The 12,593-nt window shown below is 46.0% G+C and carries 10 protein-coding genes; 6 read left to right on the top strand and 4 right to left on the bottom strand.

What is annotated here, in order from left to right; translation table 11 throughout:
* The first annotated feature begins 53 nt into the window (after positions 1-53).
* From tpx to ribB, 6 genes are all read left to right on the top strand, one after another.
* A complete protein-coding gene (gene tpx / locus FK220_RS10695) occupies positions 54-560 on the top strand; it encodes a thiol peroxidase (protein ID WP_152574325.1) in 507 nt (168 codons plus the stop codon).
* Positions 553-918 carry a diacylglycerol kinase gene (locus FK220_RS10690; RefSeq protein ID WP_152574324.1) on the top strand — a complete coding sequence of 122 codons (366 nt, stop codon included), beginning with the start codon at positions 553-555 and terminating at the stop codon, positions 916-918. Before tpx ends, FK220_RS10690 begins: the two co-directional genes overlap by 8 nt.
* 49 nt (positions 919-967) lie before the next feature.
* Positions 968-3,331, top strand: a complete 2,364-nt coding sequence (locus FK220_RS10685; RefSeq protein ID WP_152574323.1) for an FtsK/SpoIIIE family DNA translocase — start codon at positions 968-970, stop codon at positions 3,329-3,331.
* Between the two features lie 6 nt (positions 3,332-3,337).
* On the top strand, positions 3,338-3,982 hold the full coding sequence (locus FK220_RS10680) for a LolA family protein (RefSeq protein WP_152574322.1): 645 nt from the start codon (positions 3,338-3,340) through the stop codon (positions 3,980-3,982).
* 73 nt (positions 3,983-4,055) lie between these two features.
* Positions 4,056-5,573 carry an LptF/LptG family permease gene (locus FK220_RS10675; protein ID WP_238718988.1) on the top strand — a complete coding sequence of 506 codons (1,518 nt, stop codon included), beginning with the start codon at positions 4,056-4,058 and terminating at the stop codon, positions 5,571-5,573.
* The gene (gene ribB / locus FK220_RS10670; RefSeq protein WP_152574320.1) at positions 5,570-6,712 is read left to right on the top strand and encodes a 3,4-dihydroxy-2-butanone-4-phosphate synthase; all 1,143 of its coding nucleotides are present in this window, start codon (positions 5,570-5,572) and stop codon (positions 6,710-6,712) included. Before FK220_RS10675 ends, ribB begins: the two co-directional genes overlap by 4 nt.
* On the opposite strand, the gene FK220_RS10665 is transcribed toward ribB, so the two are convergent.
* The 4 genes from FK220_RS10665 to FK220_RS10650 form a co-directional block, all read right to left on the bottom strand.
* The gene (locus FK220_RS10665; RefSeq protein WP_152574319.1) at positions 6,709-7,902 is read right to left on the bottom strand and encodes a DegT/DnrJ/EryC1/StrS family aminotransferase; all 1,194 of its coding nucleotides are present in this window, start codon (positions 7,900-7,902) and stop codon (positions 6,709-6,711) included. The two genes, ribB and FK220_RS10665, sit on opposite strands and share 4 nt — an antisense overlap.
* 130 nt (positions 7,903-8,032) lie before the next feature.
* Positions 8,033-8,668: an NAD(P)H-dependent oxidoreductase gene (locus FK220_RS10660; RefSeq protein ID WP_152574318.1), complete on the bottom strand. Its 636-nt coding sequence runs from the start codon at positions 8,666-8,668 to the stop codon at positions 8,033-8,035.
* A gap of 40 nt (positions 8,669-8,708) precedes the next feature.
* Complete coding sequence (locus FK220_RS10655) at positions 8,709-9,467, bottom strand: sulfite exporter TauE/SafE family protein (RefSeq protein ID WP_152574317.1); 759 nt, start codon at positions 9,465-9,467, stop codon at positions 8,709-8,711.
* A 258-nt stretch (positions 9,468-9,725) separates the two neighbouring features.
* Positions 9,726-12,593: PASTA domain-containing protein (locus tag FK220_RS10650; protein ID WP_152574316.1), on the bottom strand; the 2,868-nt coding region annotated here is incomplete at its 5' end.

The following is a 12,593-nucleotide window of genomic DNA, read 5'->3' as shown; positions in this document are numbered from 1 at the left end:
TCTTACATAACACCTCTAAATTTTATAATTTCACGACAAAATTAAACCATACTATGGCAACAGTAACACTTAAAGGAACTCAAATACATACAATGGGCGAATTGCCTTCCAAAGGAAGTGACGCCCCAGACTTTCAGCTAACTAAAAGCGACCTATCCGATGCGACCCTTTCGGACTATCGGGGAAAAAAGGTGGTTTTGAACATATTCCCGAGTATCGATACCGGTACTTGTGCCCAATCGGTACGGCAATTCAACAAGGAGGCCGCTGGATTGGATAATACCGTGGTACTGTGTATCTCCAAAGACCTTCCTTTTGCCCAAGCGCGTTTTTGCGGAGCCGAGGGCATAGAAAACGTGGAGATGCTCTCGGATTTCAGGGATGGTAATTTCGGGGAATCGTACGGACTCTCGTTTTCAGACGGTCCGCTCATGCCCCTGCATTCGCGGGCAGTGGTCGTGTTGAATGAAGATAGTGAGGTGGTCTACACGGAACAGGTTCCGGAAATCGTCGACGAGCCCGACTATGCCGGGGCCCTTGAAGCACTAGCGAATGGCTAAGGAATCATTTCTGACAAATAGAATCAAGAGTGTGGGCTTCGCTTTACGTGGAGCCCTTCTTTTGATACGTACCGAGGCGAGTATCAAGATTCAGGTATTTATCGCAATCATAGTAACTGCCGCCGGTTTTTACTTCAATATTTCAAGTACCGAGTGGATTTTACAAATATTGGCCATCGGTTTGGTCATGGGTATCGAGGGGCTCAATACTGCCATAGAGAAGATTTCCGATTTTGTGCATCCCGACCACAACCCGAAAATCGGCTTTATCAAAGACATTGCCGCCGGGGCGGTAATGCTGGTCTCCATCGCCTCGAGTATCGTTGGTCTTATCATCTACCTACCAAAGGTTTTTTGAGCAGCTTCCCTGCTAAATTTGTATTTTTGACCCCAGAACCCGAATTTTAATGGCAAAGAAGGCAACAAAGGCTAAAACAAAATCTACCAAAAAAAAGCAGCCTTTTAAGATATCCAAGCAAAATAAAATAATACTGGGAAGCCTCTTGATGCTTTTCAGTATCGCCCTATTCTTTTCCTTTATATCGTTCTATTTTACCTGGCAAGACGATCAGAGCCTTTTGAGCGAGTTCCACGACCGTAACCAAGAAGCCCAAAACTTGCTGAACAAATTTGGGGCCGCGGTAAGCCACTTTGCGCTTTACAAAGGCTTTGGTTTGGCCTCACTTATTATTACGGCCTTGTTATTCTTGACCGGTCTACAACTGTTCCTGAGCCTCACCAAACAAGGATTGCTCAGGAAATGGATATGGGGCCTATTATTCATGATTTGGATATCGATCGCCCTCGGTTTTTTCGCGGTGGAGCAACCTCTTTTAGGGGGGTTGGTTGGATTCGAAATGAACGATTTTTTACAGGACTACACCGGTAAAATCGGGGTGTTTCTTTTACTTCTTTTCGGATTGATATTTATTCTGGTGCGGTTTTTTGACTTTAACCCAGAAGTATTTCTTAGCTACTTCCAAAGCAAAAAAACAAGTTTAGCGGCCGAATTGGAAGGAAAAACAGCCGCAGATACCACTATAAGGGTCGATTTGGAGGAGGATCAACCAGTGATTGTAGATACCTATACCCATAAAAAAGATATTCCGCCCCTGGTAAAGGAAGAGACCGAAAAAACTTTGGAGGTTACCGCCCCTGTGACGGAAGAAGTCGAGGAGGAATTGGCCATGAAAGTAGAGAAAGTGGTCGAGGAAAAGGAGGAGAAAGACAATATAGCCGACAAGTTGGTGGAAGACTTTGGGGAATTTGACCCTACCTTGGAATTGGGGAACTATAGATTCCCCAACCTTGAACTTCTCGATCAACACGGCGCCACAGGTGGAATCACCATCAATCAAGAAGAACTGGAGGAAAACAAGAACAGGATCGTTGAAACCCTCAAGAATTATAAAATCGGGATTGCACAGATCAAAGCGACCATAGGCCCTACTGTAACACTCTATGAGATCGTACCCGATGCGGGCGTTCGCATTTCAAAAATCAAGAACCTCGAAGATGATATTGCGTTGTCGCTGGCGGCCTTGGGTATCCGCATTATCGCTCCGATTCCTGGGAAAGGTACTATCGGTATCGAAGTGCCCAATAAGAATGCCACGATTGTTTCGATGCGATCGGTCATCGCTTCTAGCAAATTTCAAAAGGCGGAAATGCAGCTGCCGATTGCCTTTGGTAAAACCATTAGTAATGAAACTTTTGTTGTGGACCTGGCCAAGATGCCCCACCTCTTGATGGCCGGCGCAACGGGACAAGGTAAATCGGTAGGGTTGAATGCCGTTTTGACTTCCCTCCTCTACAAAAAACACCCGGCAGAGGTAAAATTTGTGTTGGTCGATCCCAAAAAGGTCGAATTGACCCTCTACAATAAGATCGAACGTCATTTTTTGGCGAAACTACCCGATTCGGAAGACGCCATCATTACCGATAACACAAAGGTAATCAACACGCTAAACTCCCTCTGTATCGAAATGGACAATCGCTATGAGCTATTAAAGGCGGCGATGGTGCGAAACATTAAGGAGTATAATGTAAAATTCAAGGCCCGTAAATTGAATCCCCATGACGGCCATAAATTTTTGCCGTATATCGTTTTGGTCATCGACGAATTTGCCGATTTGATCATGACGGCCGGGAAAGAGGTCGAGACCCCGATTGCCCGGTTGGCACAGTTGGCGCGTGCCATTGGTATCCATTTGATCATTGCGACCCAGCGACCTTCGGTAAATGTGATTACGGGAATTATCAAAGCGAACTTCCCGGCGCGTATTGCGTTTAGGGTAACCTCCAAAATCGATTCCAGAACCATTTTGGATGCCCAGGGTGCGGATCAGTTGATTGGTCGGGGCGATATGCTGTTTACGCAAGGGAACGATGTAACCCGGCTTCAGTGCGCCTTTGTCGACACTCCTGAGGTGGAAAAGATAACCGCCTACATCGGGGCACAACGGGGCTATCCGGAAGCATATGAACTCCCGGAATACGTTGGTGAAGATTCTGGCACAAGTATTGATTATGAAATTTCGGAACGCGATTCGATGTTTCGTGAAGCGGCAGAAGTTATCGTTACAGCCCAGCAAGGGTCCGCCTCCTTGATTCAGCGAAAGCTCAAATTAGGGTATAACCGGGCCGGGCGTATCGTTGATCAACTGGAAGCCGCCGGCATTGTAGGTCCGTTCGAAGGTAGTAAGGCAAGACAGGTTCTTATATCGGATTTGGCAGCCTTGCATCAATTATTGGAAAACGAGAAAAATTAAACCACCATGAAAAAAATTCTACTAGTAGCGTGTACCCTATTTGTCTCGGCTTTTGCCTCCGCACAGAATGCGGAAAAGGCAAAGGCTTTGTTGGATGAAGTCTATAACAAGGTGAAAAGCTACGATAATATTTATGTTGATTTCAAATATTCCCTGAACAACGCCGAGGCCAATGTGAATACGGAGACGCGTGGCGACGTTACCTTACAGGGAGATAAGTATTTGTTCAATTACTTGGGAGCCCAACAGTTATATGATGGAAGAATGGTGTACAACATTGTCCCCGAAAATGAGGAGGTCATCATCGACACCCAATCAAATGACGAAAACACCATCACACCTTCCAAAATGCTCACTTTTTACAAAGAAGGCCATACGTACTCCTGGGATATTCTTCAAAACGTGCAAGGCAGAAAAATACAGTTTGTAAAACTTGTTCCCATTGATACGAATACGGAAATCAAATCAATTTTATTGGGAATCGACGTGGAGACCAAGCATATCTACAAGTTGATCGAAACCGGAAAAAACGGAACCACCACTACCATTACTGTTAATTCTTTTAAAACGGATCAGCCTTTGTCGGAAACCTTATTTACTTTTGATGAAGAAAAGTACAAGGATAACGGGTACTATATCATAAGAAATTAGACTGTTGCGAATTCTAGACCGGTATATCTTATCGAGATTTCTCTTTAATTTTTTTAGTTCGTTTGTCATATTGATGTTCATCTTCATATTTCAAACGATATGGCTGTTTATCGATGATTTGGCCGGAAAAGGGCTCGATATTATTATCATCGGGAAGTTCCTGTTCTATCTAATGCCCAACCTTACCGAAAAGGTACTTCCGCTCACCGTATTGCTATCATCGATTCTCACTTTTGGCACCTTTGCCGAAAATTATGAGTTTGCCGCCATGAAGGCCTCGGGCATTTCTTTGCAACGTTCAATGCTAAGCCTCATAATATTCGTTACTTTTTTGGGGGGTGTCACTTTTTACTTTGCCAATAGTGTGATTCCCGCCTCCGAGCAAAAAATATACAACATGCGGCGTAATATCGCTAAGGTAAAACCCGCTGCCGCTATTGAAGAAGGTGTTTTTAGCGATTTTGAAGGAATGAGTATCAAGGTTGACGAAAAGTATGGGGAAAAGGACCGATATCTCAGGAATGTCATCATTCATCAAAAAACGGCCACCAATATCAATAACACCGTCATTAAGGCCAAAACTGGGGAGTTGGTCAGCAGCGAGAACTCCGACGTTATTCAACTAGTATTAAACGATGGCCATTATTATCGTGATCTGGAGACGAAAAGGTCCAAGTACAAGCGAAAATATCCCTTTGCAAGGGCTAATTTTGAAGTATACCGCATCAATATCGAGATTCCCGAAATGGATCAAGATTTGGAGGAGGAGCGGAACATTAGTACCGATAAAATGAAGAACGTAAGCCGATTGAAGAAGGATATCGACTCCATAAAGAAAGATAATATTCGCATTATTGAGGCTTTCTCCAAAAACATCGTGAATCGCAAGGGAGGGTTCGTACCGTTGAGCCCGGAGGATTCCCTGTCGACCCCGGAACCAATTGGGGAAGAATCAACGACAGGAAGGGTCATACCCTCAGTTGCTGCGACTACCAAGGTGATTGCCCAGTCGCAAAGTGACGGTGGTAAAGACTCGATGCCTGATCCGAAATTCTCAGATAGTGTAGACACTATTGTTGGCGATTCCCTGTCCGCTTCCGCTAACGTTTTAGACTTGTTTCAGGATTGGCAAAAAATGCAGATTATGAACTCCGCCAGAAATTCCACCGCTAGTATACTGAGTTCGGTGTCGGCTAAAAAGGATGAAATGCAGAAACGCTACAAAATTTATAATATGCATATTTTGTCATTGCATAAAAAATATGCCCTCGCACTATCCTGCATTATTTTATTCTTTGTAGGAGCGCCATTAGGTGCCATTATTCGTAAGGGCGGGGTTGGTTTGCCCATGGTCATCGCGATTATCCTGTTTTTAGTGTATTACTTCGTAGGGGTTTTTGCGGGAAACTACTCCAAGGAAAACAATATTCACCCCATCTTGGGGGCATGGTTATCTACACTGATTATGCTACCTTTGGGCATCTATCTCACCAAGAGGGCGACAGCGGATAAGGGCATGATGAACTTTGGAGCCGTTTCCGATTACTTTAAGAACCTTTTCAAAAAGAAAAGTAAAATAGCGACTACATGATAACCACGATGGAAAAGAATATAGAGCTTAATACCATAGAGGAGGCCATTGCCGATATTGCCCAAGGAAAGGTCATTATTGTAGTGGATGACGAAAATCGGGAGAATGAAGGGGATTTTATCGCCGCAGCGGAAAAGGTGAGCCCTGAAATGATCAATTTCATGGCCAAATACGGCCGCGGTCTTATTTGCGCCCCGCTTACCGAAGATCGTTGTAAGGAACTTGAACTTGAAATGATGGTGCAAAACAACACCGTCTTGCATCAAACCCAGTTCACCGTTTCGGTAGACCTAATAGGCCATGGGTGTACCACCGGTATTTCAGTGCATGATCGCTCGAAAACCATTTTGGCTTTGGTCGATGAAAACACCAAACCGCACGAATTGGGACGGCCCGGACATATTTTTCCTTTACGTGCAAAAAATGGAGGTGTCCTAAGACGTACCGGGCATACCGAAGCTGCCATCGACCTTGCTCGTTTGGCCGGACTGCATCCCGCAGGGATTTTGGTGGAAATATTGAACGAAGATGGTACAATGGCCCGTTTGCCCCAATTGGTCGAAGTCGCCAAAAAGTTCGATTTAAAGATTATATCCATCGAAGACCTGGTGGCATATCGTATGGAAAACGACAGTCTAATCGAAAAGAAAGAGGATTTCAACATCACCACCCGCTTTGGTGAATTTCGATTGCGTGCCTATCAACAGACGACGAATAACCAGATTCATATCGCCCTTACCAAAGGAAATTGGAAAGCGGATGAGCCGATATTGACGCGCATTAATGCCTCCTTGGTCAACAATGATATTTTGGGTACACTCACCAATAATCCCGATAAGAAATTGGAGGATATGTTTGCCGCCATTAATACGGAGGAAAAAGGCGCCTTTGTCTTTATCAATCAGGAATCGAGCAATTTGAACCTGCTGAACCGACTATCGGAATTACAGGAACTACAGAAAAAGGGTATTTATAAAGCGCCAAAAATTGAAATGGATGCCAAGGATTTTGGAGTGGGTGCCCAGATTCTTCATGATCTCAGCATCAGCAAGCTGCGCTTACTGACCAACAACACCCAGGCAAAAAGAGTGGGTATGGTAGGATACGGTCTGGAAATTGTGGAATATGTACCCTATTAAACTATAGGACGGAGGGTATCGACCATGGTCGTGGCCCTTTGATGCACCGCTTCCTCGTTCCATCCCAACTTAATCAAACAGGAAATCGTGCGACCCATCCAATGGTCGGACTTTGAAAAATTGGCTTTACGATAGTCGGGTAATTGTTCATATACTTCCTTTGGCAATTTTCCCAAGGATTTTTTCCCGATCAAATGCTCCCATTTACGATAATAGTGCCAGTTGTTGTCGTACCAGTAAAAACATCCATCAACACCAGCGGTGCCTAGCGCCTTATGGGCAGCCCTGGCCTTTGTCTCATCTGGAAGAAAGAAGTTTAGAAACGCATAGCTCTCCTCGCCGCCTTTAGGCACGCGTCGGAACGAAATGCCCTCTACCGTTTCCAAGGCGTTTCGCAAAATGGAATAATGCTTTTTCTGAAGGTCCAAAAACTCGTCCAAACGGCCTATTTGTGCCAAACCGACCGCAGCATTCAACTCCGAAATCCGATAATTATACCCTAAAAAAGGGTGGTGCTCCGCTCCCCTATCCGTTCCTGAATGATCATGCCCATGGTCGGAGTAATGATCGGCATTTTTATAATAGGTCTCATTGTTGGTAATCATCGCCCCTCCTTCGCCACAGGTGACAGTCTTGACATAATCAAAGGAGAAGCAACCCAAATCCCCATAGCTTCCCAGCGGTTTTCCTTCAAAAGTACCTCCAATAGCCTGGCAGGCATCTTCCAATAACAGCAATCCGTGCTTTTGACATATAACATGCAAGGCTCTTAGGTCGGCCATAGAGCCGCACATGTGAACCGGCATTATCACTTTGGTCCGTTTGGTAATCGCTGTTTCAACCGCTTTGGGATCCAAGGTGAGGGTATCGTCGACATCGACCAATATTGGAATGGCGCCGATTGCCAAAATTGACTCGAAACTTGCCACGAACGTGAAGGTCGGCATGATGACCTCATCTCCTGCTCCTACTCCCGCACTGGCCAAAGCCACCGTCAACGCGGCCGTGCCACTGCTCAAAACTTGGGCGTATTTTGTTTGCATTCGGGCAGCCAGGGCCTCTTCAAGTTCCTTGGCCTTCCAATAACCGTTACGCATCCCATCGAAACCATACCGCATCAATACTCCTGTATCGAGTACCTGCTGTACTTCCGCTCGTTCCTTATCCCCAAACAGTTCAAATCCTGGCATATTTTTTTTTTTGGTTATTGGTTATTGGTTATTGGTTATGGCAAAATAGGATTTGATTTGAACGAACGGCATATCGGTCCTATTTCTTAAATTGATCGTACATCTTCCATAGGCTTGATCCTCTCGCCTTTCAATTGATATCAATGACACTTTCTTCCAGATTCTTTCGTACTTTTTTAAAATCGGCAAACATGTCATCCTCGGCGCGGTAGCCTATCGGTAGGACCAATACCGAAGTAAGCCCTTTTTCATGAAGTCCTAAGAGCGCATCGTACGCTTCGGGTACAAAACCTTCCATGGGACAGGAATCAATCTTTTCCAACGCACAGATGGTCAACAGATTTCCCATGGCCAAATAGGCTTGATTGGTAGACCATCGCTTGATTTCGTCCACATCTTTTTTCGAAAAACTATTCACCAAATCCTCCTTAAACGGGTTCAAAATCTCCTCGCTGGTTCCCCTAACCTTTCGTACCTGTTCAAAATAGTCGGAAATATAGCGAGCATCGATTTGGTTCTCGATACAAAGGATTAGGACATGGGATGCCTGTGCTACCTGTTCCTGTCCATAAGAATGGGCTACCAACGCACGCTGTACTTCCTTGTTTTGCAGCACCATCATTTTAATAGGCTGCAAACCGTAGGACGTAGCAGTAAGGTTAAAGGCCTGTTTAAGTTTTTCTACCTGTTCATCGTCCAACATCCTACCCGAGTCAAATTTCTTTACGGCGTAGCGCCATTCCAAACTGGTAATACTATCTTTCATTTGTTATAAAACTTCCATCTTGAGGGAAGTAGGTTTTTAATTATGAATCAAAGAACCAAAGTTTGATCGATAAGACGACCACCATGACCACTAAAAAGGCCTTTATGAATCCGTCTCCTTTACTTGCCGAAAACCTACTGGCTATCCAAGCCCCTGTACCATTCCCGATAGCCAAGACCAGTCCTACTTTCCAATCGACTTTGTCGTTTGCTATAAAAACGGCCAAGGCAGCCAGCGTATAGATAAGCACCACAACTGTTTTGGTCGCATTGGCCCTTACCAAGGTCATCTTGTTTACATAGTGCAAAAATAAGATAATTACAAAGCCTAGCCCAGCGTTGATAAAACCTCCGTAGATACCAAAAAAGAAAAAAGCCGCAGTCGCTATCCAGCGGGGTCTACCCAGTACGAGTTCCTGCATTTCCTCTACCTTCATTTTAGGCTTAAACACAATGACCAGCACCACGAGGATCATGATAATGGCCAGAATCCTATTAAACGTCTCCCCTTTGATATCAACGGCGATGTACGCTCCCAGTATGGCACCGAATAGTGCGGAGACTCCCAAATACATATTGAAAGGAAAGGTCGACACCCCTTTGCTGGCGAAGCCCGCGGTACCCATCGTATTCTGAATGGCGACCGCTACCCTATTGGTCCCATTGGCCACACTTGGCGGGAGCCCCAAAAAAATAAGTACGGGCAGGGAAAGAAGCGACCCACCCCCGGCCACCGTATTGATAAACCCCACAACAAAACCCACCCCGATCAGGAGCAGGTAGTGGTACCATTCTTCCATGGCGCAAAGATAGCATTACCTATAATAAATCAACCCGTTCAAAGTAAGAGGATTTGATAGGAAGCTTTCCTAATCAGCGGTCGGATGCTAGAGAGACGGACGGTGTATAGTCTTAGTCGAATTCTTGGGACGGGCACCTTCACGCCAAGAGACAGGAATCGTTCATCGACCTATACATTGGGTACCGTAGACCAATAAACCGAATGAATCTTTTCGATACGTACCGGAAACTCTAAATTTCTATTGGGTCTTTATTTATTATCGATTTATTAAAAGCTGTTGTTGCAATGTCTCTCCCTGCCCGTTTATCGTAAAAAGAACATATCTCCCTGGTGACAATTGCGCAACCTCTAATTCATATTCCTGGCTGCCGCCCAAACGTTCCATATCAGAAATTAACATGGGACGGCCTAACATATCGTATACACCAATTTTTTGAATTTTTGCACCTCCTTCAATACTGACCATTACTTTTTGGTCCGCCGGATTCGGGTATACGATCATTCCTTTGCGATCTGGCCGTCCTGATGATGAGGGTAGTACCATCTCAAAACTAATGGCTGCGGTATTTCCCCGAATTCCCCCTCCCTCATTCTGCGAATACGGCGTTGCCATCAATTCATAGGTACCGATCAAAAATTGTTGTCCCATATAACCTTGGGGGCCGTATCCAAAAATTGCATAGGGCACCAGACTCACGGTAGATTCACTGTCAAACGCACCGGTCAGCAAGAAACGAACACTTTTTACCGCTCCCGAATATTCAGCTCGAATGGTTAGGTTTTCAGTTGTCAAATCCGAAAGATTGATTTGTATACCATCGGTCAATGGCATGATGTCCTCATCGGTATCGGCATCCACAAGAACAAAACCGTTAATGGAAAGTGCGCCAACAGGCTGGACAGTAATACTTGAGATAGCACTATTACTACAACCTAATTCATCGGTATACGTGTAGGAGATTTCATAGGTGCCTTCACCGACTTCCGACGGATTGAATGACCCATTCTCGACTCCCATTCCGCTATAAACGCCTCCTGAAGGGAAACCACCTGTTAATGAAAAGGCATCATCAGTTTCCTGAACATCGACAAATGCGTCCAAACTTACTTCTGGCAACGGCGGGTCTGTTAGTATAAAAACTATTGTATCCATACAATCGTCATCCGTGGCAATAATCGTGTACGTACCTGCCGCCAGGTTGTTTGCCTCATTCCCTGTTATATGGGCATCATGACTCCATTGGTATGTCACGGCTCCGGACGCCCCGAGTGCTTGAAGGGTGATACGTCCGTCCGTACCGCCACACCTGGAGGGGTCTTGGAAGGAATCCACGTTTATTTCGAAAGTTGCACAATCCGATATTTGGTCGATAATCTCAAAGTTGACCGTCCTGGTCATACCTTGGTTACCGGCCAAATCACTATCTGAGTAGGGAGTGGCCTGGATGCTATACCTACCAGGTATGAAAGTGCTTCCATCACCATCGAATATTTCAAAGGGAGCAACATTGTCCGTTCTGTTATAATTATCAGTGCCGGAACGTACCCATCGAACACTTCCGGTATCTTCTGAAACAATCGCCCTTATATTCAATGGGTCGCTAGGAAGGGTCGAAATATCAATAATAGCTCCCTCTGATAGGGTCATTAGATTTTCCCCGGTGATCGCATTCATCAAGATAAAACCTGTTATAGAAGGTGTCGGGGTTTCTTCCCCAGAAGAGATGACCAAATCGATTCTAGTGCCAATACCTACTAAGGTTCCTCCGAGTGGATTCTGATCGACTACACTTCCTGCCGGAATGATATCGCTACTACTGTAACTGATTATACCCACGATTAAACCAGCGGCTATGATAGCGTTCTCCGCAGCTTCCTGACTCATAGTAACTACATCGGGTACGGAAACCTCGGTAGTACCTGCGGACACCACCAGGTCTACCGCGGCGCCTTGTATAACCGAAGAACCCTCCCCGGGATCTTGACCGATAACGAAGCCTGCCGGAACCGTGTCACTATTGGTCATGGTCACCGTACCGATCGTTAGGTCGACCCCTTCAAGGACCAAAGTCGCCTCTTCTTCAGAAAGTCCTACTACATCGGGCACTACTGCCCGATCTAGCACCACCACCACTTCATCACTAGCTGAATTGGAACATCCGTCCTGATTTGTATAGGTATAGGAAAGTGTATGTATTCCTTGACCAGCTATTACCGGGGCAAAACTGTAGGTTTGTCCGTTTCCGTCATCTGTAACCCCGGGGCCTGAATACACACCCCCTATGGGAAGTCCCCCAGTAAGCCCGGTTTGTATTCCAGCATTCAAATCAATATCGGCCAAGGCGCTAAAGTTTACTACCGGTAATGGACCCACATTCAAAACCGCCACATCGGTGGTCACCGAACAATCGTCCGAGCGATCGTCGGGTGTGCCGTTATCGGAGGTAATGATACAAGCATACGCATCACCGTCGTTCTGTACATCAACAGCATCCAAAGTGATGGTCGCATTGGTCGCTTGTGGTCCCAAGAGGTTTTCACCGTTCAGTTGCCATTGATAAGTTATCGTTCCCGACCCTTCGGTGACTACGGAAAGGGATGGACAAGCACCAGGGCATACCGCCAATCCTTCTGGTTGTTCCAGGATGACTACCTGACATGGGGCTCCAAGGGAAATGACCAATTCAATTCTGGTGCCGATAGCTACCAATGTTCCTCCAGTCGGGTTCTGAACGATGACATTGCCCGAGGGAATCAAATCGCTATTGGCCGTAGCGATGCTGCTCACTACTAAACCTGCATCCTCAATAGCTGTCTCCGCGGCTGCTTGCTCCAGGTTTACCACATTGGGCACAGAGGTCTGGGTTGGGTTGATTTGGACTACATTGACCATACGGGTCACCTCGACCGCGCCATTACCAGCGGTATCGGTGGCGTTGTAGTAGATGGTGTAGCTGCCCACGGCATCCACGAACTCCGTGGCGTCGATGACGACCTGCGAACCGTCGTCGGTGGTCGCCCCCAGTTCGGTATAGCCCGCTCCCAGTTCGATTTCCTGGGGGTTCGCCCCGTTGAGCGTGATGACCGGCGGGGTGGCGTCGGTCATTACCACGTTGACCGTCCT

This window comes from Pelagihabitans pacificus, from assembly GCF_009371985.2.
Taxonomy (GTDB): Bacteria; Bacteroidota; Bacteroidia; order Flavobacteriales; family Flavobacteriaceae; genus Pelagihabitans; species Pelagihabitans pacificus.
Note: the sequence above shows the minus strand (reverse complement) of the source record. Positions and strands in the feature narration are given on the sequence as shown.

Coding starts and splice junctions, on each gene's coding strand:
- tpx (WP_152574325.1), top strand. CDS start 54: ATGGCAACAGTAACACTTAAAGGAACTCAAATACATACAATGGGCGAA.
- FK220_RS10690 (WP_152574324.1), top strand. CDS start 553: ATGGCTAAGGAATCATTTCTGACAAATAGAATCAAGAGTGTGGGCTTC.
- FK220_RS10685 (WP_152574323.1), top strand. CDS start 968: ATGGCAAAGAAGGCAACAAAGGCTAAAACAAAATCTACCAAAAAAAAG.
- FK220_RS10680 (WP_152574322.1), top strand. CDS start 3,338: ATGAAAAAAATTCTACTAGTAGCGTGTACCCTATTTGTCTCGGCTTTT.
- FK220_RS10675 (WP_238718988.1), top strand. CDS start 4,056: ATGTTCATCTTCATATTTCAAACGATATGGCTGTTTATCGATGATTTG.
- ribB (WP_152574320.1), top strand. CDS start 5,570: ATGATAACCACGATGGAAAAGAATATAGAGCTTAATACCATAGAGGAG.
- FK220_RS10665 (WP_152574319.1), bottom strand. CDS start 7,902: ATGCCAGGATTTGAACTGTTTGGGGATAAGGAACGAGCGGAAGTACAG.
- FK220_RS10660 (WP_152574318.1), bottom strand. CDS start 8,668: ATGAAAGATAGTATTACCAGTTTGGAATGGCGCTACGCCGTAAAGAAA.
- FK220_RS10655 (WP_152574317.1), bottom strand. CDS start 9,467: ATGGAAGAATGGTACCACTACCTGCTCCTGATCGGGGTGGGTTTTGTT.